The organism is Pseudomonas sp., from assembly GCF_048269965.1.
In the GTDB taxonomy this organism is placed as follows: Bacteria; Pseudomonadota; Gammaproteobacteria; order Pseudomonadales; family Pseudomonadaceae; genus Aquipseudomonas.
The window spans coordinates 125,376-146,634 of record NZ_JBLWTV010000010.1; the positions used below are offsets into that span (position 1 = coordinate 125,376).

Annotated in this window: 16 protein-coding genes and 1 riboswitch; of the genes, 9 read left to right on the plus strand and 7 right to left on the minus strand. The window is 64.2% G+C overall.

Going from position 1 to position 21,259, the window contains the following annotated elements; all coding sequences use genetic code 11:
* Nucleotides 1–3 precede the first annotated feature (3 nt).
* On the minus strand, nt 4–855 hold the full coding sequence (motA, locus tag ACN0X6_RS13760; protein WP_417704687.1) for a flagellar motor stator protein MotA: 852 nt from the start codon (nt 853–855) through the stop codon (nt 4–6).
* Nucleotides 856–974: 119 nt separating this feature from the next.
* Here motA and ACN0X6_RS13765 point away from each other — a divergent pair, with 119 nt between their 5' ends.
* The 5 genes from ACN0X6_RS13765 to ACN0X6_RS13785 all read left to right on the plus strand — a co-directional run bounded on the left by ACN0X6_RS13765 (nt 975) and on the right by ACN0X6_RS13785 (nt 8,397).
* Complete coding sequence (locus tag ACN0X6_RS13765) at nt 975–2,498, plus strand: HDOD domain-containing protein (protein WP_417704689.1); 1,524 nt, start codon at nt 975–977, stop codon at nt 2,496–2,498.
* Nucleotides 2,499–2,548: 50 nt separating this feature from the next.
* Complete coding sequence (locus tag ACN0X6_RS13770; RefSeq protein ID WP_417704691.1) at nt 2,549–3,364, plus strand: rhodanese-like domain-containing protein; 816 nt, start codon at nt 2,549–2,551, stop codon at nt 3,362–3,364.
* A 70-nt stretch (nt 3,365–3,434) separates the two neighbouring features.
* Nucleotides 3,435–4,295 carry an archaetidylserine decarboxylase gene (asd, locus tag ACN0X6_RS13775; RefSeq protein WP_417704693.1) on the plus strand — a complete coding sequence of 287 codons (861 nt, stop codon included), beginning with the start codon at nt 3,435–3,437 and terminating at the stop codon, nt 4,293–4,295.
* A 167-nt stretch (nt 4,296–4,462) separates the two neighbouring features.
* Nucleotides 4,463–6,265 (plus strand): molecular chaperone, encoded by a 1,803-nt coding sequence (locus tag ACN0X6_RS13780; protein ID WP_417704695.1) that lies wholly within the window; start codon nt 4,463–4,465, stop codon nt 6,263–6,265.
* 62 nt (nt 6,266–6,327) lie between these two features.
* Entirely contained in the window at nt 6,328–8,397 is a 2,070-nt protein-coding gene (locus ACN0X6_RS13785) for an EAL domain-containing protein (RefSeq protein WP_417704697.1), read from the plus strand.
* 63 nt (nt 8,398–8,460) lie between these two features.
* On the opposite strand, the gene serB is transcribed toward ACN0X6_RS13785, so the two are convergent.
* Entirely contained in the window at nt 8,461–9,675 is a 1,215-nt protein-coding gene (serB, locus tag ACN0X6_RS13790; protein WP_417704698.1) for a phosphoserine phosphatase SerB, read from the minus strand.
* Nucleotides 9,676–9,850: 175 nt separating this feature from the next.
* On the opposite strand from serB, the gene ACN0X6_RS13795 reads away from it, so the two are divergent.
* Entirely contained in the window at nt 9,851–11,380 is a 1,530-nt protein-coding gene (locus tag ACN0X6_RS13795; RefSeq protein ID WP_417704700.1) for an AhpA/YtjB family protein, read from the plus strand.
* A gap of 65 nt (nt 11,381–11,445) precedes the next feature.
* Here ACN0X6_RS13795 and ACN0X6_RS13800 read toward each other — a convergent pair whose 3' ends face one another.
* The 4 genes from ACN0X6_RS13800 to ACN0X6_RS13815 all read right to left on the minus strand — a co-directional run bounded on the left by ACN0X6_RS13800 (nt 11,446) and on the right by ACN0X6_RS13815 (nt 14,912).
* Nucleotides 11,446–12,354: a metal ABC transporter ATPase gene (locus tag ACN0X6_RS13800; protein ID WP_417704702.1), complete on the minus strand. Its 909-nt coding sequence runs from the start codon at nt 12,352–12,354 to the stop codon at nt 11,446–11,448.
* A gap of 145 nt (nt 12,355–12,499) precedes the next feature.
* Entirely contained in the window at nt 12,500–13,309 is an 810-nt protein-coding gene (locus ACN0X6_RS13805) for an aldo/keto reductase (protein WP_417704704.1), read from the minus strand.
* On the minus strand, nt 13,306–14,481 hold the full coding sequence (locus tag ACN0X6_RS13810) for an NAD(P)/FAD-dependent oxidoreductase (protein WP_417704706.1): 1,176 nt from the start codon (nt 14,479–14,481) through the stop codon (nt 13,306–13,308). The genes ACN0X6_RS13805 and ACN0X6_RS13810 overlap by 4 nt, the downstream gene beginning before the upstream one ends.
* Before the next feature lie 98 nt (nt 14,482–14,579).
* Nucleotides 14,580–14,912 carry a DMT family transporter gene (locus ACN0X6_RS13815; RefSeq protein WP_417704708.1) on the minus strand — a complete coding sequence of 111 codons (333 nt, stop codon included), beginning with the start codon at nt 14,910–14,912 and terminating at the stop codon, nt 14,580–14,582.
* 89 nt (nt 14,913–15,001) lie between these two features.
* On the opposite strand from ACN0X6_RS13815, the gene ACN0X6_RS13820 reads away from it, so the two are divergent.
* Together ACN0X6_RS13820 and waaA are read left to right on the plus strand one after the other, a co-directional pair.
* The gene (locus tag ACN0X6_RS13820; protein WP_417704709.1) at nt 15,002–15,889 is read left to right on the plus strand and encodes a LysR family transcriptional regulator; all 888 of its coding nucleotides are present in this window, start codon (nt 15,002–15,004) and stop codon (nt 15,887–15,889) included.
* 43 nt (nt 15,890–15,932) lie between these two features.
* Entirely contained in the window at nt 15,933–17,198 is a 1,266-nt protein-coding gene (gene waaA, locus ACN0X6_RS13825) for a lipid IV(A) 3-deoxy-D-manno-octulosonic acid transferase (protein ID WP_417704711.1), read from the plus strand.
* A 161-nt stretch (nt 17,199–17,359) separates the two neighbouring features.
* Here waaA and ACN0X6_RS13830 read toward each other — a convergent pair whose 3' ends face one another.
* Nucleotides 17,360–18,802 carry a TolC family outer membrane protein gene (locus ACN0X6_RS13830; RefSeq protein WP_417704713.1) on the minus strand — a complete coding sequence of 481 codons (1,443 nt, stop codon included), beginning with the start codon at nt 18,800–18,802 and terminating at the stop codon, nt 17,360–17,362.
* 223 nt (nt 18,803–19,025) lie between these two features.
* A riboswitch (TPP riboswitch) is annotated at nt 19,026–19,132 on the plus strand.
* Nucleotides 19,133–19,230: 98 nt separating this feature from the next.
* On the opposite strand from ACN0X6_RS13830, the gene thiC reads away from it, so the two are divergent.
* Nucleotides 19,231–21,126 (plus strand): phosphomethylpyrimidine synthase ThiC, encoded by a 1,896-nt coding sequence (gene thiC, locus ACN0X6_RS13835; RefSeq protein ID WP_417704715.1) that lies wholly within the window; start codon nt 19,231–19,233, stop codon nt 21,124–21,126.
* Nucleotides 21,127–21,259: the final 133 nt, after the last annotated feature.

The window sequence follows — 21,259 nt, forward strand, 5'->3', positions numbered from 1 at the left end:
GGCTTAGCTGCCGCGCATGGCCTGTTCGAGCTCGCTGAAGCTCGGACGATGCGCCGGATACAGCACCTTGCGCCCGAACTCCACGGCCAGTGTCGGCGGCATGCCCGAGGCAGAAGCGACCAGGGTCGCCTTGATCGCTTCGTAAAGGTTCAGTTCTTCCTTGGCATCATGCTCCAGGGCGTTCGACAACGGGCCGAAGAAACCGTACGAAGCGAGAATGCCGAGGAAGGTGCCGACCAGGGCAGTACCCACCTTTTCACCGATCTGTGCGTTATCCGCTTCTGCCAGGATCGACATGGTGATCACGATACCCAGCACGGCCGCGACGATACCCATGGCCGGCATGCCGTCGGCGACCTTGGCCACGGCGTGCGCCGGGTGCTCCACTTCCTCCTTGAGGCTGGCCAGTTCCATGTCGAACAGACCTTCCAGTTCGTGCGGAGCCATGTTGCCGGAAGACATGATGCGCAGGTAATCGCAGATGAACGCGGTCATCCGCGCGTCCTTGAGCACGCCGGGATACTTGCTGAAGATCGGGCTGGCGTTGGGATCTTCGATGTCCGCTTCGATGGCCATCATGCCCTCGCGGCGACTCTTGTTGAGGATCTCGTACAGCAGCTTGAGCACTTCGAGGTAATAAGCGTGGGTGAAGCGACTGCCGAACATGCTCAGCGACTTCTTGAACACCGTCATGAACATGCTGCCCGGGTTGGCCTGCAGAAATGCCCCCAGCGCCGCGCCACCAATGATCAGAACCTCGAAGGGGTGGATCAATGCCATGAACTTCCCGCCCGAGAGTATGAACCCGCCGAGCACACAGCCAAAGACGACAATGATGCCTAAGATTTTTACCATGGAATAAACGCTTGCAGAGCCTAGTGGATGGGTTATTGAAAACAACCCTTCTAATTATCGGAACTTATACGCCAGACTATAGCCAGTTATGGTCAAAAGCCAGTTCGACTCGAGCCAATATGCCGACGTCAAAGTCTCTGCCACGCACTCTGGACGCCTGGGTACAACACCTGGGCAAGTTGCCACTGCCTATCGAGCAGCAGCAGCATTTGCGCCTGCGTCGCATCCTGGGAGACAGCCGCCGAACCTGGCGTGAAATTGCCGAGGCGATAGAATGCAGCCCCTCCTTCGCCCTGCAGGTGCTGCGCGAGGCAAACCAATCGAGCAACAGCCTCAGCGATCCAGCCGAGAGCGTCGAAACCGCGCTGTCGCGCCTGGGCCTGAGCCGCTGCGAGGCTCTTCTCAATCAGGCACCTGCCCTGCCAGAGCACGACATCCCTCTGCCATTCAAGCAGATTTTGCTGATCAGTCAGCATGCCAGCCAACAGGCTCGCGGCCTGTTCGGCGCACGCCTGGCGCGCCTGTGGAACGAGCTGCATGGTTGCAGCCTGCTGTTTCTGGCGCCGATCTGGCCATTGCTGTGTGCCCATCCACAGCTGTTCGAAGCCTGGGAGCAACGTGTGCTGCTCAAGGGTGAGCGACCCGCTGCAGTCGAGAAAGAGCTGCTCGGCGTCACCCTGATTCAGTTGTGCGTCAAACTGGCCGAGCGCTGGCGACTGCCGGAGTGGATCGTGCGCGGCTACCGCCTGCTCGAGCGTGATCGGCGCCAACTGGTCCGGGCGCTGCACATCGCACGCGACAATGAACACCCGCTACATCAGCAGCAGATGCTCGACGCCGACATCCCCCTGCGGCACTGGCTCACCCATCCGAGCAATTGCGTGCTGCTGGCCAACGGCCTGGCAGTGTCCGCTCACCATGCCTGGGATACCGCGCACAGCCTGCGCTGGCAGCGCCTTACCGGACTTTATCTGCAGATACCTCTGAGCGAGCTGCAACAGCAAGTGCACCAGCACGCCGTGAGCAGCGCCCGCCTGATTCACGATCACGCGCTGTGGCACCCGGCCCAGGCACTGATCTGGCCATGGGACGCCCATCGCCTGACACCAGCCGTTGCCACCGCAGCGCCACCCCAGCGCGATGACCTTGCCACCTGGCGTCAGCACTGTGCACGCCTGCTCGCCGAACCCAGCACCTTTGCCAACGTGCCGCAGCTGACCGCCTGCGCTCGCGACGCCTTGCAGGCCTGCGGCCTGAAACGCGTCCTGCTGCTGCTTGCCGATCGCCAGCACACCCGCCTGCAAACCCAGCAACAGGTGGGGCTCGATGCCAGCGCGGCCACCCTCAGCCTCGACCCGGCACAAAGCCAGGTGTTGAAACGCCTGCTCAGCACGCCGGGGCAACTGCGCCTGACGCCCGGCAACGTGGCGCAGTTTTCAGCACTGCTGCCGGGCAACCTCAAGGCCCTGTTCCCCAGCGAGCATCTGCTGCTGCGTTCCGTAGCCAACAACGGTCGGGTGGTGATGCTGGTCGTGGCCGATCAGGACGGCCAACCGCTCAATGACGTCTGCCTGCAGGCGTTCGGCAAGACCGTGCAGTGCATCGAACGCGCACTGGGCAGCTTTTCCAGGCGCGGGCGCTGAAGCGCTCTGTTTCCGCTACAATCGACCTCTTTTCATTCAGGGAGGCCGTCATGTCCGCCTTCGACAACTTGCCACTGGTGATCGAGCCTGCCCAACTGGCCGAACGCCTGGATGCAGACGACCTGATCCTGCTCGATCTGAGCAGTGCGGCGCGCTATGCCGCCGGCCACATTCCGGGCGCGCGCTGGGTGGATGCCAAGCGCACGCAACTGGGCGTGCCACCCGCTCCCGGCCTGTTACCCGAGCGAGCGCAGCTCGAAGCGCTGTTCGCCGATATCGGTCACCGTGCGGATGCCACTTATGTGGTCTACGACGATGAGGGCGGCCCCTGGGCCGGTCGTTTCATCTGGCTGCTCGACGTGATCGGCCATCAGCGTTACCACTTCCTCAATGGCGGCCTGCCGGCCTGGATCAGCGATGGCCTCGAACTGAGCCAGGAACAGCCCGCAGTGACCCGCACCCAGGTATCGCTGACGCTGAGCGATGCCCCCACCGCCACCCGCGAGTACCTGCAATCGCGCCTGGATGCTGCCGACCTGGCCATCTGGGACGTGCGCGCTGCGGACGAATACCGCGGCGAAAAACTGAGCTCCGCGCGTGGCGGGCACATCCCCGGCGCCACCCATTTCGAGTGGACCGCTGGCATGGACCCGCAACGCGGCATGCGCATCCGCACGGATATCGCCGACGTCTTGCAAGGCCTGGGCATCACGCCGGACAAGGAAGTGATCACTCACTGCCAGACGCACCGCCGCTCCGGCTTCAGCTACGTGGTCGCCAAGGCGCTCGGTTACCCGCGTGTAAAGGCCTACGCAGGCTCGTGGTCCGAGTGGGGCAACCTGCCTGATACGCCAATCGAACGCTGAGCCCGTCGACCATTCAGTTGCATCCGGCCTGGCCACGCCAGCGCCGGCTCAGAACCTTCAAGGAAACACGATGAAACAACGTCTTTTTATTCTCAGCCAATACCTGCTGCCTCATCACCTGCTGTCGCGCCTGATCGGCTGCGTTGCCGAATGCCGTATCGGCTGGCTGAAGAATCCGCTGATCTCGTGGTTCGCCAAGCAGTACCAGGTCAACATGAGCGAAGCGCAAGTCGAGGACCTGCGTGCTTACGAACATTTCAACGCATTCTTCACCCGCGCCCTGAAAGACGGCGCGCGCCCGCTGGATGAAGCCCCCGGTGCCATTCTCAGCCCGGCCGACGGGGCGATCAGCCAACTCGGCGCCATCGAGCACGGCCGCATCTTCCAGGCCAAGGGCCATAGCTTCAGCGCTGTCGAACTGCTCGGTGGCGACGCCGAACGCGCAGCGCCGTTCATGGGTGGCCAGTTCGCCACCGTGTACCTCTCACCAAAGGACTACCACCGCGTCCATATGCCGCTGGGCGGCACGCTGAAAGAAATGGTCTACGTGCCGGGCCGCCTGTTCTCGGTCAACCAGACCACCGCGGAAAATGTGCCGGAACTGTTTGCCCGCAACGAGCGCGTGGTCTGCCTGTTCGACACCGAGCGCGGACCGATGGCGGTGGTACTGGTGGGCGCGATGATCGTCGCCAGCGTCGAGACGGTATGGGCCGGCCTGGTCACGCCGCCCAAGCGCGAGCTCAAGAGCACCCGCTATGACGCGCAGGCGCGCGGGCCGATCGAACTGGCCAAGGGCGCAGAAATGGGGCGTTTCAAACTGGGCTCCACGGCCATCGTCCTGTTCGGCCCGAATCAGGTGCAATGGGCCCAGGAGCTGGACGCTGGCAGCCCGGTGCGCATGGGCCAGCTGATGGGCACGGCTCAGGACTGAGCCGCTGAGAAAAGGAACCCGCAGCTCGACCGTTCGGTCATGGATCCGTACTCTGGCGAGGCAGCCCGTCCGCGCGGACGGGCTGCCAGCGCAGGCAGATACTGCTAGAGTTCGAAAGACTATTACTAGAGCCGCTTGGCATTGCGTGGCCGGAGTATCCGAGTTTGATGGATAGACAGAGTACCCACCTTCAACTGTTGCGCGTTCCCACGCCGAGCAAGCAGAGCCTGAGTTTCTGCGACGGCAGTCCCCGCGATCTGAAACGCTGGATCGCAGGGCTACCCAAGGCGAACATCGGCGAAACCGCGCGTCAGTTGTATCAGAGCCTGGTGGAACTCAATCAATTCCTCACCCCCTCGGAAAACCGCCTGCAGCTGCTCGAGTTGCTGCGCCCGGAAGTCAGCTTCGTCTGCCAACACCTGGAGCGTCATTTTCTCAACCAGGCCATCGTTCTCGACGAGCGCCCGCGCAAGGTAGCCAACCTGTGCCAGGCGCTGCAGAACCACCTGGCAGTCGGCTATAAGCTGATCATCTCCCGCGTGATCACCCGCAGCGGCAAGGATCGCGACCAACTGCTCGCCGTCTCCCTGCAGCGCGCCAGCCACAGCCTGTGCAGCCCGCTGATTCGTGCCAGCCAGCTGTACTGCCCGGTCCCGGAAGGACTCTGGCTGGAGCTGCACCAGCTCTACCAGATTGCCTGCGAGCAGCGCCTGCAGCGCCAGGTCATTCGTGACCCGCTGGCCCGTCACACCCAGGGCCTGAGCACCGAACAGTCCTACGTGACCGCACTGCTGCTGGGCTGTGCGCGCACCAACCAGATGCGTCAGAACGGCATCGCCCGCCTGGCGCAAGCGCTGGAACCCTGGAGCGCGCTGGTCAAGCTGCTGCCAGGCGACCATGCCGACAGCCTGTTCGTGCTGGCGCCGCAGGTCGACGGCCCGCCGCGCTACAAGTCGTTGTATCAGAGCAGCGAATTGCACCACCTGCTGGGTATCGACACGCAGCCGCTGGTCGATGCCATCAAGGAATACCTGGAGCTCCCCGAAGAAGAGCGCAGCAAATCGCGCCTGATGATCCCGGAGGGCATCACCCTCGATCTGCTGCAGCATGTTGCCGCAGCCTGGGGCGACATCGCCGAGCGCACCTTCCAGCGCACACCTGGGCAAGGCAGCCTGACCCTGTGCATCGGCATGACCGCGCTGCATTTCTTCCTCTCCGGATGCTGCTCGTTCGCCGAAGTACTCAAGCGTCCGGTCGAGCTGGGCGCTGCGGTGTTCAAGCCTTCCACGGGCGAGCCTGATGTCTGGTCGAACGCCTTCGATGCCCAGCGCAATGCGACTGACGAAATCCACTTCGAAGAGATTCAGTACACCAAGGTAACCCCGGGTGAACAGGCGCAACCTGAGAACAATGGCGAGAGTTACCCGACCTTCCCCCTGCCCATCGTCAATCACAGCCCCGGCGGCTACTGCCTGTCCTGGCCCAAGGACGTCCCCAGCCAACTGCAGGCCGGTGAGCTGCTGGGCGTACAAGACAACCCCAGCCAGGGCTGGAGCGTGGCCATCGTGCGCTGGATTCGTCAGGTTCGTGGCGGCGGCACGCAGATGGGTATCGAGCTGATCGCGCCGCACGCGCGCCCCTGTGGCCTGCAGTTGTTGCGCAAGGCCGAGCAGAACAGCCAGTACCTGCGCGCCCTGCTGCTACCGGAAATCAGCGCCATTTCTCGCCCCGCCAGCCTGATCACCCCGCGCCTGCCATTCCAGGAGGGCAGCAAGGTACTGATCAACGACCACGGCGAGGAACACCGCGCCCTGCTCACCCGCAGGCAGGTCAGCACCGGCAGCTTCAGCCAGTTCGAGTATCGCCGCGTGGGCGAAGAAGAAGGTGCGCCCGGGACACCGGTCACAGCCTCGCAAAGCCAGAAGCCTGCAGGGGAGGAAGATTTTGACTCGCTCTGGAAGTCGCTGTAGGCTCCGGCGGACTCACCATTTGTCGCCTTTTCGCGTCCGTTCGGCGCGGTAATGACCCCTCTATGGCCATCGAAAAAAAAACCATCCGCCTGCTGATTCTCGAAGACTCGCAGAACGAGGCTGAGCGCCTAGTCAGTCTGTTCCGCAACGCCGGGCATGCTACTCGCGTGCATCGTCTGACCTCCAGCGATGACCTGACCGAGACACTGCAACAGACCTGGGACCTGCTGATCTGCGCAGCGAGCAGCGAGCATCTCGACCCGAGCGAGGCGATCAGCGCCATCCGCCGCCAGGCCAAGGACATCCCAGTCATCCAACTGGTCGAGGAAAACGATTCCGAGAGCATCACCGAAGCCCTGTTGTTCGGCGCGCAAGACGCCCTGCCGCAAGGCGAGGACGAACGCCTGGTGTTGGTAGCCAAGCGCGAGCTGGCCAACCTCGAGGAGCGTCGCGCCCGTCGTGCCGCCGAAGTGGCATTGCGCGAAGCGGAGAAACGCTGCCAGCTGTTGCTGGAAAGCTCGGTGGACGCCATCACCTACGTCCACGACGGCATGCACATCTATGCCAACCGGGCCTATCTCGAGCTGTTCAGCTACGAGGATGGCGAAGAGCTGGAAGGCATGCCGATGATCGACCTGATCGCCAGTGCCGATCACGCTGCGTTCAAGGATTTCCTGAAGAACTACCAGAGCGCCGAAGGCAATGCCGAGCTCAATTGCCAGGGCGTACGTGCCGATGGCAGCAGCTTCGCCGCGCAAATGACCTTCTCCCCCGCCACCTATGATGGCGAGCCGTGCATTCAGGTGGTGATCCGCGCGGAAACCTCCAATGCCGAACTGGAAGAGAAACTGCGCGAGATCAGCAGCCAGGATCTGGTCACCGGCCTGTTCAACCGCAACCACTTCCTCGAGTTGATGGACAACGCTGCCGAGCGCGCCGTCAACACCGGTCAGCCCTCGACCCTGGCGTATATCCGTGTCGACCGTTACGCCAGCATGCAGGGCGAGATCGGCCTGGCTGGCATCGACCTGCTGCTGACCGACCTGGCCGGCCTGCTGCGCGCACATTTCCCGGCGGACACCCAGCTGGCCCGCTTCGGTGACGACGTGTTCGCCGCCCTGCTCCCGGGCCAGTCGCCCGAGCAGTGCCAAGCCAGCCTGGCGCCCCTGCTGAAGAAAGTCGAAGCCCACCTGTTCGATGTCAGCGGGCGCACCGCCCAGACCACGCTGTCGATTGGCGTCGCCGGCCTTAGCGAGAAGACCGCCAAGGCGCAGGAAGTCATCGATCGCGCGCACCGCTGTGCCGACGAGCTCAGTGACGGCAATGCCATCAAAGTGTTCAACCCGGCCGATGAGCTCGCCGCAGCGGCCAACCGCGGCAGCCTGCTGGCGATGGTGCAACAGGCGCTGGAGAACAACAGCTTCCGGCTGCTGTTCCAGCCGATCATCAGCCTGCGTGGCGATGCCCACGAACACTACGAAGTGCTGCTGCGCCTGCTCAATCCTCAGGGTACGGAGGTGCCGCCGCTGGAGTTCCTCGCCGCCGCCAAGGATGCCGGCCTCGGCGAGAAGATCGACCGCTGGGTGATCCTCAACTCGATCAAGCTGCTGGCAGACCACCGCTCCAGAGGCCATAACACGCGCCTGTTCGTACACCTGTCCAGCGCCAGCCTGCAGGACCAGACGCTGCTGCCCTGGCTCAGCGTGGCACTCAAGGCCGCACGCCTGCCATCGGACTCACTGGTGTTCCAGTTCAGCGAGCCGGACGCCATTGCCTACCTGAAGCAGGCCAAGGCGCTGACCCAGGGCCTGGCGGAACTGCATTGCAAGGTGGCCTTGAGTCAGTTCGGCTGCGCGCTGAACCCGTTCAACACGCTCAAGCATCTGCAAGTGGACTTCGTGAAAGTCGATGGTTCGTTCTCCCAGGACCTGAGCAATGCAGAGAACCAGGAAGCGCTGAAAACCCTGCTCAGCAGCTTGCATGCCCAGGCCAAGCTGACCATCGTGCCCTTCGTCGAAAGTGCCAGCGTCCTGGCCACGCTGTGGCAGGCCGGGGTCAACTTCATTCAGGGTTACTACCTGCAGGGTCCGAGCCAGTCGATGGACTACGACTTCTCGGCCGGCGACGAATGAGTCACGCCGACGAAAAAGCCGCCTGAACAGGCGGCTTTTTCATATCCGACGCAGCGCCGATGCTTATTCCTGCCCCTCGCGATCACGAAAGCCGAGCAGATACAGAATGCCGTCCAGGCCCAGGGTGGAGATCGCCTGCTTGGCCGATTGCTTGACCAGCGGCTTGGCGCGGAAGGCCACGCCGAGACCGGCCAGGCCGAGCATCGGCAGGTCGTTGGCGCCATCGCCGACGGCGATGGTCTGCTCCAGTTGCAAACCTTCCTTCTGCGCCAGTTCGCGCAGCAGATCGGCCTTGCGCTGCGCATCGACGATGGGCTCGACGGCCACGCCGGTGACCTTGCCGTTCTCGATCTGCAGTTCGTTGGCGAACACGTAGTCGATACCCAGCTTGGCCTGCAGTTGCTTGGCAAAGTAAGTGAAGCCGCCAGAGAGAATCGCGGTCTTGTAGCCCAGACGCTTGAGTTCGGCGAACAGCACCTCGGCGCCTTCGGTCAGACGCAGGGACGCACCGATCTCCTCCAGCACGTCTTCCGACAGACCCTGCAGCAAGCCCAGACGCTCCTTGAAGCTGGCACTGAAATCCAGCTCGCCACGCATGGCACGCTCGGTGATCTCGGCCACCTGCTCGCCAACACCAGCGGCCTTGGCCAGCTCATCGATCACCTCGGCCTCGATCAGCGTCGAGTCCATGTCGAACACCGCCAGACGGCGATTACGGCGGAACACCGAGTCGCGCTGGAAGGCGATGTCGACGTTGAGCTCCTGCGCCACACTGAGGAATTCGGCGCGCAGGGCCACGGGATCGGCCGGCTCGCCACGCACGGAAAACTCGATGCAGCCCTTGCCCTGTTCAGCCGGCATATCCAGCGGCATGCGCCCGGAAAGGCGATCGATATGATCGATGTTCAAGCCGTACTTGGCGGTGATCGCACTGACCCGCTGCAGCTGCTCGGCGCTGACCTTGCGCGTCAGCAACGTCACGATATGGCGGGCCTTGCCCTGGCCACCGACCCACTGGCGGTAGTCGTCTTCGGAAACCGGGGTGAAACGTACCTGCTGATCGAGCTCGTAGGCGGTGAACAGCAGATCCTTGAGCACGGACTGGGAGCGACCGTTGTCGGGGATCTCGATGAGGATGCCGAACGACAGGGTGTCGTGGATCACCGCCTGGCCAATGTCGAGGATGTTCACCCCCCCCTGAGCCAGCACGCCGGTGATGGCTGCGGTAAGTCCGGGGCGATCCTCGCCGGTGATATTGATCAGGACGATTTCGCGCAAGACGCACCCTCCAAGGCAAACGATTGAGGCAGGCAAGCGGCGAATTGGCCACTGACCGACGAAAAGGCGCACATTCTACCCAGTTTCCCGTCGATCCGGGCAGCCACGCGCTTTGCCCGCCCCAGGCCGCTCGCTATACTGCGCGGCAACTTCAGTCGACAAGAGCCGTGCTCCTGTGAACCGGCCTGCGCCCGTCAAACCCGACAATTTCTTCATCCTGATCTTTCACGCGCTGCGTCAGCGGCGGGTGCCCCTGGTACTGCGCATAGCCAGCCACAGCCTGCTGCTGGTGGCACTGGCCATGGTCATCTATGCCTGGGTCATGGGCATGCAGTTCAAGCAGGCCATGCAGCAGCAGGCCGATGCACTGGGCCAGGCGCTGATCACCCAGACGGCGGCCTCGGCCACCGAACTGCTGGTGTCCAACGACATTCTCAGCCTCAACGTACTGCTGAACAATCTGGCGAAAAACCCGCTGGTGGCCCATGCGGCCATCTACAGCGTGGACAGTCGCATCCTCGCCGAAGCCGGCGCGCGCCCGACACGCAGCGTGCTGGGTGAAAGCGAAGGCTTGTACTCCACCTCCATCACCTTCCAGGAAGTGATGGCCGGACAGTTGCGCATCAACCTGGACATGAGCCAGTTTCAGCAGCCGATGACCATCAGCCTGCAGAGCATGGGCATCCTCAGCCTGATTCTGCTGGCCCTGACCTTGTCCCTGAGCATGCGCCTCGGCCGGCATATTTCCACGCCACTGCTGCAGATGCGCCTATGGCTGCGCGACCCTGACGATCCTGCGCCGGGCGCCGGGCGCAACGACGAGATCGGTGATCTGGCGCGCCAGCTGCAGGCGCGTCTGGTACCGGAAAAACCGGAGCCCGAGCAAGAACTGGATGACGAACAACTGCTCGATGACAGCGAGGACTATCTGCACGAAGAAGACGACGAGCGCTTCGACGAGCAGGATGAGAGCACGGCCGAGCATGCCCTCGATGAAGCGGAGATCAGCGATGAGCATGGCGATGACGAGCCGCTCAAGCCCTGGCCCGACACGATAGAGCCGGATGATCCCTTCGCCGATCTGCGTGACCAGTCCGCAGCGCCTGCGCCGGTCGCCAAGGCGCCGCGCCCATCGCAAGCCAGCGCCGTACTGGCCATTCAGCTCGGCGCCCAGGAACAGCTTCGGCGCCTGCCGCGTACGCGCCTGCTGGACCTGCTGGATCGTTATCGGGGCTGCCTGGAACAGGCTGCTGCGCTCTATCAGGGACAACTGCACACGCTCAAGGACGGCAGCAGCCTGATGCTGTTCCATGAGCGCGAATGCGCTGAGGACTACCTGACCCACGCGATCTGCTGTGGCGAGCTGATGCGCGCCCTGGGCCATGCCCTGCAGATCGAGGTCGCCGACAGCGGCATCACGCTGCAACTGCAGCTGGGGCTGACCCTGGGCAGCGACCTGGAAGAGCTGGGCCAGGCCGACCTGCTGCTCAGCGACAGCGCCCTGGACGCCCTGGCGTTGTCGCAGCACAGTCGCAACCTGCTGCTGGTCGAGCAACGCGTCGCCCAGGATGCCCTGGTCCGCCAGCGCGCCCGCATCCGTCCGATTGCCAGCCCGGAAGGTGCCAGCTGCGTGGAGCGCCTGCTCGATCCTTATCCGGCCCTGCTGGAGCGACAGCTGACGCGCATGCACGAGAGCCGAGCGTGAAAGCGGCGAAGCTCATGTAGGGCGGGAGCAACCCGCCAGACGGCCAACGGCGGGTTGCACCCGCCCTATGCGCTGGCCAAGGCGCGCCGCTGCGGCGGCTTGACACCGTAGCGCTGCAACCAGTCCTTCCAGCGAATCCGCTCATCGCGCACCAGCCAACCATCCTGTTCGGCAAAACTCTCCGACAGCCACACCCCTCGGGTACTGGCGGGCAGCAGCTCGCCCTTGCGCAGGGTGAACAACCCACCACTGGGCGCACCGCGCTGCAATGCCAGCAGATAGATATCCGGCCGACGACGCTCCAGACGCGCCACCAGGCGACCGTCTTCCAGGCATTCGTCGACATGGAACAGGCTCAGTTGCCGGGCATCGCGCGGCAGCTCCAGGCTCAGGTCATAGACCAGCTGCAAGGATGCGGTAGGCAGATGCACGTAGGCGCGCGGGCGCTCGAGCAAGGTCAGGTTGCCGCACTGTACCGGCCGTGCAGCGCCGGACAGCGGGCTGAGGCGAAAATGGCTCGACTCGCGATAACGCAGCGCGCCCTGATAGGGCGTGGGCAACCAGGTATCGGCGAAACGCCCGCTCAGCCAGCCATCGGCGCTCTCCAGCAGGCACTCCTCGGCGACCTCCTGAATGGCGGTGAGCAATGGCAGGTTGAGCTCATGCGCCGGCACATAACCGGAAATCAGCTTGAGCACGGTGTCGCCGCGATCCGGGCGGCGCTGACGCACCAGCAGCCAGTAGTCGCGCCCGTGCAGACGCAGGGTCAGGCGCACGGAAACACCGAGGTTGGCCAGCTCGACGGAAAACCGCGAGCTGTCCGCCACGTCGATCGGGCGGCGACGCTCGAGCATCTGCTGGAAATTCAGGGGCTGTCCCAGGCTCTGGTAGCTCAGGCCATCAGGGCCGGCTTCGACGAACAGCGGCAGGGTCTTGAAGTTACTCGGGTCCTTGCGGATCAGCGTACGCGGCATCTCGACTCCTTGTTCCGGCTGGGCGTGAGGCGGCTCGGCAGCGAGCGCTCACGCGAGGGTCAGGTTGAAGCGAAAACCGCTCAAGGCTGCCCCAAGCCGACCACCCAGCACAACCCGAGGCTGTAAGAGGACGTGACCGGGGGCCTCAGCGGATGCCCTGCAAAACCGCCGCGACTGTCGCGACATTGGCCGCCAGGTGCGCGGGCGTGATGGTGCCGACGATGGCGCTGCTGACGCCCGGATGAGCGAAGATCAGCTCGAAGCTGGCGCGTACCGGGTCGACACCTTCGGCCAGGCAGGCATGCCCGCTGGCCAGCGCCTTCTTGATCAGAATGCCCTTGGCGTGACTGGCAGCGTAGTCCAGTACCGGCTTCTCGCCCTGTTCGCTCAGGTTATACGTGACCATGGCGCAGTCACCTTGTTCCAGCGCCAGCAGCCCGCCCTCGACGGTCTTGCCGGAAAGGCCATAGGCGAGGATCTTGCCCTCGCGCTTGAGCTCGGCCAGCGTCTCGTACACACCTGACTCGCGCAGCACGGCGAGATCGTTGCCGTCGGAATGCACCAGTAGCAGATCGATACGGTCGGTCTCCAGGCGTTTGAGGCTGCGCTCGACCGAGAGGCGAGTATGCGCGGGGGAGAAATCGAAGTGCGACTGTCCCTGCTCGAACTCTTCGCCGGTCTTGCTGATGATCACCCACTCATCACGCTGACCACGCAGCAGCGGGCCGAGGCGTTGCTCGCTGAGGCCGTAGGCCGGCGCGGTATCGATCAGGTTGATGCCCAGCTCGCGGGCCTGCTGCAACAAGGCCAGCGCCTGCGCATCGTCAGGAATGGTGAAGCCGTTGGGGTACTTCACGCCCTGGTCACGACCGAGCTTGACCGTGCCGAGCCCCAGCGGCGAAACCCGCAAGCCGGTGGAGCCCAGCGGACGATGCAGCTCGTGCAGGGTGCTCATGGCAGCAATGCCTCCCACACCGGCTGCCCCAGCGCTGGGCGCGGCAGTTCAGGCAATGGTGCATGGCCAGATGGCTGCAGGTTATCGCGCTGCAGAGCCGCGAGTACGCGGTCAGCAAAGTCCGGCGCCAGCGCCAGCTTGGTCGGCCAGCCCACCAGCAGGCGCTGTTGCTCGGCGAGAAAGGCATTGTCCGGGCGCACCAGGCCCGACTGCGCGGGCTCGGCGCGATCCACACGCAATGTGGCCCAGCGGGTCTGGCTCTGGTCGACCCAAGGCAGCAGCGCCGCCATTTCCTTTTGCGCGGCCTGAATCTGTGCAGTTTCGTCGCGCGCGACGCCGTCAGCCTCAGCCAGGTCGCCACCGAGGTACCAGACCCACTGCCCATCGGCCGCCGGATGGGTGGTCACGGTGACCCGAGGCTTGGGCCCAGCGCCGAGGCAATGCGCGTACAACGGTTTCAGCGCCGGCCCCTTGGCCAGCACCATATGCAGGGGGCGCAACTGCTGCGCGGGCTGTTCGACGCCCAGCGCGGCGAGCAGCTCGGCATTGCCGGCCCCCGCGCTGAGCACCACGCGCTGCGCACGAATCTCGCGACCGTCGACGGCCAGCCCACACAGCTCGCCATTGACCTGCAGCGGTTCGATACGCTCGGCGGCCAGCAGGCTGTCGCCGGCCAGTTCAGCCAGGCGTGCGATCAGGCTCGGCACATCGAGCACCAGCTCGGCGAGGCGATAGACCTTGCCCTTGAATTTCGGGTGCTGCAGCGCCGGCGGCAATTGCTCGCCCTTGACCTGATCGACACGGCCGCGCACGGCCTTGCTGGCGAAGAAACTGGTGAGGTTGCCGGCCAGGGTGCCGGGCGACCACAGGTAATGCGCGTCGGAAAGAATGCGCACACCGGACAGATCCAGTTCGCCATGGCCCGCCAGCGCCTCGCGCCAGCGTCGCGGCATATCGGCGATGGCCTCGGAGGCACCGGTCAGCGCGCCATGCAGGGCGTATTTGGCACCGCCATGGATGATGCCCTGCGACTTCAGGCTCTGCCCGCCCCCCAGGCTGCCACGCTCGACCAGAACAGTGGCGAAGCCCTGCTGACGCAGGCGTGCATTGAGCCAGAGGCCGGCGATACCGCCGCCGACGATCAGGACATCGGTGCTGAGAGACAGGGACATGAACGGGCCTCGGCGAAGAACAGGCGCGCAGTATAACGGCTTAAGGCAGTACCCGTAGGGTGTGCCATGCGCACCAAGGCCCTCAGCTACGCACGGCCTCAGTGACCGGTGGAGCTGGAGAACAACTGGATCACCACCACGCCACTGACGATCAGCCCCATGCCGAGCACAGCCGGCAGATCGAGTTTCTGCTGATAGATGAACATCGCCGCGATACTGACCAAGACGATGCCCAACCCCGCCCAGATGGCGTAGGCGATGCCCACCGGGATGGTGCGCACCACCAGAATCAGCATCCAGAAGGCGATCGCGTAACCGCCAATCACCAGCAGCAGCGGCAAGGGTTTGCTGAAGCCGTCGATCGCCTTCATCGAGGTGGTGGCGACCACTTCGGCCGCGATGGCAATGGCGAGATAGAGGTATCCGGGCATGATGGCGACTCCTGAAAGATGAGCGCAATTCTAAGTTCTTCCATGATGGGATAAAGTCATTACCTATCTACTTATGAGATAGGTCAGCCATGAACTGGAATCTCGATCAGCTTCAACTGTTCGTCCGTACGGCCGAGAGCCGATCCTTTTCTGCTGCGGCTCGGCAAACCGGACGCGCGCAATCGGCGGTCAGCACCGCCATCGCCCTGCTCGAAAGCGATCTCGGCGTCACCCTCTTCGAACGCAGCAGTGGCCGCCAGCCGCGTCTGACCGAGGCGGGCATCGCGCTGCTGGAGCAGGCCCGCAGCGTGTTGCAGCAGTGCGAGCGACTCGATGGCCGCGCGCTGGGCCTGGCACGCGGCGAGGAAGCGCGCCTGCGCCTGGCGCAGGACGAGGCCATGCCCTACCAGCCGGTGCTGGCCAGCCTGGAAGCCCTGGCCGACGCCTTCCCCTTGCTCGAAGTGCAGCTTTCCAGCGGCGCCCAGGGCGACGTGGCGCGCAAGCTGCTGCAACGCCAGGCCGATCTGGGCCTGCTGTTTCATCACGAGCAGATGCCAAGGGAGCTGGAAAGCCAGCGCCTGGGCACCATCGAGATGGTCACGGTGTGCAGCCCGCAACACCCGCTGGCCGAGCTCGACAGCGTCGAACGCCGTGACCTGGCCGAACACCGTCAGTTGCTGATGACGCCGCAGGACAGCCACTACCCCGGCGGCGAACAGATCAGTCCGCTGGTGTGGCGCGCCGACAGCTTCTACGTCATGGCCGAGCTGGTGATACGCGGCCTTGGCTGGGCCTGGCTGCCGCGCCATGTGGCGCAGTATCCGACCTATCAGGGCCACTTGCAGGAACTGCGTAGCGACTGGGCACCGCTGCCGCTGGTGGTGGAACTGGTCTGCCGTCGCGACGGTGCGCTCGGCCCCGCCGCCAACTGGCTGGCCGACTGCCTGGCGCGTGAACTGCTGCGCCCGCACGCGTGATCCTGCTTCCAGCCGATGGCTGGCGGCGATAAGCTGCGCCCCCATGAACAGACTCCTCTACACCCTGCTGCTGCACCTGGCCCTGCCCCTGATTGCTCTGCGCCTGGCCCTGCGTGCGCGCAAGGCGCCGGCTTACGCTCGGCGTATCGACGAACGTTTCTCCTTCGGCCTGCCTGCGATGAAAGCGGACGGCATCTGGGTGCACGCGGTATCGGTCGGTGAAAGCATCGCCGCCGCGCCGATGATTCGCGCACTGCAGGCGCGCTATCCCGAGCTGCCGATCACCGTGACCTGCATGACACCGACCGGCTCCGAGCGCATCCAGGCGCTGTTCGGTGAGAACGTGCAGCACTGCTACCTGCCCTACGACCTGCCCTGGGCCGCCGCGCGCTTTCTCGATCGCGCACGGCCGCGTCTGGCCGTGGTAATGGAAACCGAGCTGTGGCCGAACCACATCCATCAGTGCGCCAAGCGCGGCATCCCGGTAGCCCTGGCCAACGCGCGCCTGTCCGAGCGCTCGGCACGCGGCTATGCACGCTTTGGCAAACTCACCGCGCCAATGCTTGCCGAACTGTCGCTGATCGCCGTGCAGACCCAGGCCGAGGCGCAGCGTTTTCTCGAGCTGGGCGCTCGCCCTGGCTGCGTGCAAGTCACCGGTTCGATCAAGTTCGACCTGAAGATCGATGCCGAGCTGCTGCAACGCGCCGTCGAGCTGCGTCGCCAGTGGCAGGCCGAGCAGCGCCCGGTCTGGATTGCCGCCAGCACCCACGCGGGCGAAGACGAGATCGTCCTGGCCGCCCATCGCCAGTTGCTGGAGACGCGGCCGGATGCGCTGCTGATCCTGGTGCCACGTCACCCCGAACGGTTCAACGCGGTCCATGAGCAGTGCATCAGTGAAGGGCTGACGACACGCCGCCGCTCCATGGGCGAACCGGTCCTGCCAGGTGACCAGGTGCTGCTGGGCGACACCATGGGCGAGCTGCTGTTTCTCTATGCGCTGGCGGATATCGCCTTCGTCGGCGGCAGCCTGGTGGCCAATGGCGGTCATAACCTGCTGGAGCCGGCCGCGCTGGGCAAGCCGGTGCTGAGCGGCCCGCACCTGTTCAACTTCCTGGAAATCGCCGCGCAACTGCGTGACGCCGGCGCCCTGAGCGAGGTGGAAAACGCCGTGCAGTTGGCGGACAGGGTTGCGACGCTGCTGAACCAACCGAGCGAGATACAGCGCATGAGCGAGGCCGGCCTGAGCGTACTCAAGGCCAACCAGGGCGCGCTGGAGCGCCTGCTGGAGGGGTTGCAGCGTCTTCTGTAGCCCATGGTGCGCGCGGCGCACCCTACGGATGACTTGGTTTGGCTCGGGTAGGATGCGCCGTGCGCACCGCCAACCCGATCGGCGCGCAGCGCACCCTACGTACCAATCGCCGAAATGAAAAAGCCCGACGCGAGTCGGGCTTTTTGCTTGCTGCGAACGGCTCAGAAATCCTGATTGTTCTGCAGGCGCTCTTCGGCGGCAGAGGCCAGATCCGGCGGCAGGAAGTCCTTGTCCGGGTTGTAGTCCGGCTTGAGGAAGCTGCCCAGCGCTTCCAGGTCGGCCGGGCTGAGGGTGCCGGCCGCCTGCTTCAGGCGCAGGTTGTTGAGGATGTAGTCGTAACGCGCGTCATTGTAATTGCGCACGGCGCTGAACAGCTGACGCTGGGCGTCGAGCACGTCGACGATGTTGCGGGTACCGACCTGGTAGCCGATCTCGGTGGCCTCCAGCGCACTCTGGTTGGAGATGATCGACTGGCGGCGCGCTTGTACGGTTTCCACGTCGGTGTTCACCGCGCGGAACAGGTTACGGGTGTTCTGCACCACCTGGCGACGCAGGCTCTCACGCAGTTGCTCGGTCTGTCCGAGGCGCTGGTATGCCTCGCGCACCTGCGAGCTGGTCAGGCCGCCGCTGTACAGCGGGATGTTCAATTGCAGGCCGATGGAGCGCTGCGAGACGTCGCCGCTATAACGCGGCGCACCAAAGGAGCCGGAATTGCTGAAGCCCAGGCTGTCGTTATCGCCCTGCTGATAGCTGGCCACGGCATCCAGGGTCGGCGCATGGCCGGCCTTGCGCTGGCGCAGATTCTCTTCGGCGGCCGTCACAGCGTAAAGGCTGGCTTGCAGGTTGAGGTTCTGTACGGCGGCGGTGTCGACCCAGGCCTTGGCATCGTTCGGTGTCGGCGCCAGCACCGGCAGGGTGTGGACGATCCCTTCGACGGCCAGATAATCGCGGTTGGTCAGGGTCACCAGGGCTTCGAAGGCATCATCAACCGCGCGCTCGGCGAGCAAGCGGTTGGCGCGGGCGGTATCGAACCCCGCCTGCGCCTCGAGCACGTCGGTCTTGTCGGACAGACCGACATCGAAACGTTCGTTGGCCTGGTCCAGCTGACGCTTGAAGGCCGCTTCCTCGGCCTTGGTCGAGGCCAGGGTGTCCTGCGCACGCAACACGGCGAAATAGGTTTCGGCGCTCTGCAGGATCAGGTTCTGCTCGGTGGCGGACAACTCCAGCGAAGCCTGCTCGCTGGTGGCCTCGGCAGCCTGCAGCTGGAACCAGCGGTCGGCACGGAACAGCGGCTGACTGAGGTTGGCCTGATAGACCAGACCGCTGCGCGAGAGGGTCACGCTGGGCGAATCGACCTCGGTACGCGTGTCGCCGTAATTGGCACCGGCCGACAGGTTGGGCAGCAAGCCGGCACGCGCCTGCGGCACCACTTCGCGGCGAGCCTGATAGTCGGCGCGCGCGGCGGCGATATCGGCGTTGTTCTTCGCCGCCTCCTGATACACGGTGACCAGGTCGGTCTTGCTCGACAGCGGGGCCTCTTCGGCCTGAACCAGGCCCACCGAAGCGGCGGCCACGGCGATTGCCAGGGATAGTCTGCGCAACATGATGGATGTCGATCCTTGAATAGGCGGTAATCGGCAAGGCTACGGGTCGCCACAGTCGGGGGTCAAGCGCACCATGGACGGCATCAGTCTAGCTGGCGGCAAGCTATGTTGCTCGTCGGGAACAATCCGCCATCAGCAGCGCACGCAGTCGCTTTCCGACGCACGGGTCGATGTTTATTGACCGCCGAGTTGGTTTTCTCCCACCAGCTTGTTTAGACTGGCCGAGTTCTTGTCGGGGTGCCCCATATGCGGGGCTGAGATTGGCAGCTGCCGGATCCCGTTGAACCTGATCAGGTTAAGGCCTGCGTAGGGAACAAGATGTCCTCGCCAGCGTACCGGCGAGTCCTCTCGGCACCGCTCCATGGTGCATCTCGCGCCCTTCGTCCGCTCAGGTTCCAACTCCGACATCTATCCCGGAGAGAGCCTTGATGAGCACACAACAACAACAGAATTTGAGTCCGATTCTGAGCGAAAGCGCCCAGGTCGACCAACAGTCGGTACAGCCCTTCCCCCGCTCGCAGAAAATCTATGTACAGGGTTCGCGCCCGGACATTCGCGTGCCGATGCGCGAAATCAGCCTGGACGTGACGCCGACCGACTTCGGTGGCGAGATCAACGCGCCTGTCACCGTCTACGACACCTCCGGCCCCTACACCGACCCGAACGTCACCATCGACGTGCGCAAGGGTCTGGCCGACGTACGCAGCGCCTGGATCGAGGATCGCGGTGACACCGAGAAGCTACCGGGCCTGTCCTCCGAGTTCGGCCAGCGCCGCCTCAACGATGCCGAGCTGACCAAGATGCGCTTCGCCCACGTGCGCAACCCGCGCCGGGCCAAGGCCGGGCACAACGTCAGCCAGATGCATTACGCCAGGAAGGGCATCATCACGCCCGAGATGGAATACATCGCCATCCGCGAGAACATGAAGCTGGCCGAGGCGCGTGAAGCCGGTCTGCTCGATGCACAACACGCCGGCCACAGCTTCGGCGCTGCCATCCCGAAAGAGATCACCCCCGAGTTCGTGCGCAGCGAAGTGGCTCGTGGCCGCGCCATCATCCCGGCCAACATCAACCACGTGGAGCTGGAGCCGATGATCATCGGCCGCAACTTCCTGGTGAAGATCAACGGCAACATCGGCAACTCGGCGCTCGGCTCTTCGATTGAAGAAGAAGTGGCCAAGCTGACCTGGGGCATCCGCTGGGGTTCGGACACGGTGATGGACCTGTCAACCGGCAAGCATATCCACGAAACCCGCGAGTGGATCATCCGCAACTCGCCGGTGCCGATCGGCACCGTGCCGATCTACCAGGCGCTGGAAAAGGTCGGCGGCATCGCCGAGGACCTGACCTGGGAGCTGTTCCGTGACACCCTGATCGAGCAGGCCGAACAGGGCGTGGACTACTTCACCATCCACGCCGGCGTACTGCTGCGCTACGTGCCGCTGACCGCCAAGCGCGTGACCGGCATCGTTTCGCGCGGCGGCTCGATCATGGCCAAGTGGTGCCTGGCGCATCACAAGGAAAACTTCCTCTACACCCACTTCGAAGACATCTGCGAAATCATGAAGGCCTACGACGTCAGCTTCTCGCTGGGCGACGGCCTGCGTCCGGGCTCGATTGCCGACGCCAACGACGAAGCGCAGTTCGGTGAACTGGAAACCCTCGGCGAACTGACCAAGATCGCCTGGAAGCACGACGTGCAGTGCATGATCGAAGGCCCTGGCCACGTGCCGATGCAACTGATCAAGGAGAACATGGACAAGCAGCTGGAATGCTGCGACGAGGCGCCGTTCTACACCCTCGGCCCGCTGACCACCGACATCGCGCCGGGCTACGACCACATCACCAGCGGCATCGGCGCGGCGATGATCGGCTGGTTCGGCTGCGCCATGCTCTGCTACGTCACGCCCAAGGAGCACCTGGGCCTGCCGAACAAGGATGACGTGAAGACCGGCATCATCACCTACAAGATCGCTGCCCACGCAGCGGACCTGGCCAAGGGCCATCCGGGCGCGCAGATCCGCGACAACGCCTTGAGCAAGGCGCGCTTCGAGTTCCGTTGGGAGGACCAGTTCAACCTCGGCCTGGACCCGGACACCGCGCGCGCCTACCACGACGAGACGCTGCCGAAGGATTCGGCCAAGGTGGCCCACTTCTGCTCCATGTGTGGGCCGAAGTTCTGCTCGATGAAGATCACCCAGGAAGTGCGCGAGTACGCCAAGGAGCAGCGCATCGACGCCGTCGATCTGGATGCCGAGCAGGGCATGCAGGCCAAGGCCGAGGAATTCAAGGCGCAAGGCAGCCAGCTCTACCAGCGCGTGTAACAGGCCGTCATGGAAGCTTGATCTGGCAGCGCTATGCTCGCTAGTGTGACAGGTAACGGGCCGCATCAGACCGTGTGAAAACGTAGCGAGCGAAGGTCAGGCAAGGCAAAAAACGGCGAAAAGCGCAGTTTAC

What these genes read in the sequence shown, in the direction of transcription:
- motA (WP_417704687.1), bottom strand. Translation starts at nt 855, where the DNA reads ATGGTAAAAATCTTAGGCATCATTGTCGTCTTTGGCTGTGTGCTCGGC.
- ACN0X6_RS13765 (WP_417704689.1), top strand. Translation starts at nt 975, where the DNA reads ATGCCGACGTCAAAGTCTCTGCCACGCACTCTGGACGCCTGGGTACAA.
- ACN0X6_RS13770 (WP_417704691.1), top strand. Translation starts at nt 2,549, where the DNA reads ATGTCCGCCTTCGACAACTTGCCACTGGTGATCGAGCCTGCCCAACTG.
- asd (WP_417704693.1), top strand. Translation starts at nt 3,435, where the DNA reads ATGAAACAACGTCTTTTTATTCTCAGCCAATACCTGCTGCCTCATCAC.
- ACN0X6_RS13780 (WP_417704695.1), top strand. Translation starts at nt 4,463, where the DNA reads ATGGATAGACAGAGTACCCACCTTCAACTGTTGCGCGTTCCCACGCCG.
- ACN0X6_RS13785 (WP_417704697.1), top strand. Translation starts at nt 6,328, where the DNA reads ATGGCCATCGAAAAAAAAACCATCCGCCTGCTGATTCTCGAAGACTCG.
- ACN0X6_RS13800 (WP_417704702.1), bottom strand. Translation starts at nt 12,354, where the DNA reads ATGCCGCGTACGCTGATCCGCAAGGACCCGAGTAACTTCAAGACCCTG.
- ACN0X6_RS13805 (WP_417704704.1), bottom strand. Translation starts at nt 13,309, where the DNA reads ATGAGCACCCTGCACGAGCTGCATCGTCCGCTGGGCTCCACCGGCTTG.
- ACN0X6_RS13810 (WP_417704706.1), bottom strand. Translation starts at nt 14,481, where the DNA reads ATGTCCCTGTCTCTCAGCACCGATGTCCTGATCGTCGGCGGCGGTATC.
- ACN0X6_RS13815 (WP_417704708.1), bottom strand. Translation starts at nt 14,912, where the DNA reads ATGCCCGGATACCTCTATCTCGCCATTGCCATCGCGGCCGAAGTGGTC.
- ACN0X6_RS13820 (WP_417704709.1), top strand. Translation starts at nt 15,002, where the DNA reads ATGAACTGGAATCTCGATCAGCTTCAACTGTTCGTCCGTACGGCCGAG.
- waaA (WP_417704711.1), top strand. Translation starts at nt 15,933, where the DNA reads ATGAACAGACTCCTCTACACCCTGCTGCTGCACCTGGCCCTGCCCCTG.
- ACN0X6_RS13830 (WP_417704713.1), bottom strand. Translation starts at nt 18,802, where the DNA reads ATGTTGCGCAGACTATCCCTGGCAATCGCCGTGGCCGCCGCTTCGGTG.
- thiC (WP_417704715.1), top strand. Translation starts at nt 19,231, where the DNA reads ATGAGCACACAACAACAACAGAATTTGAGTCCGATTCTGAGCGAAAGC.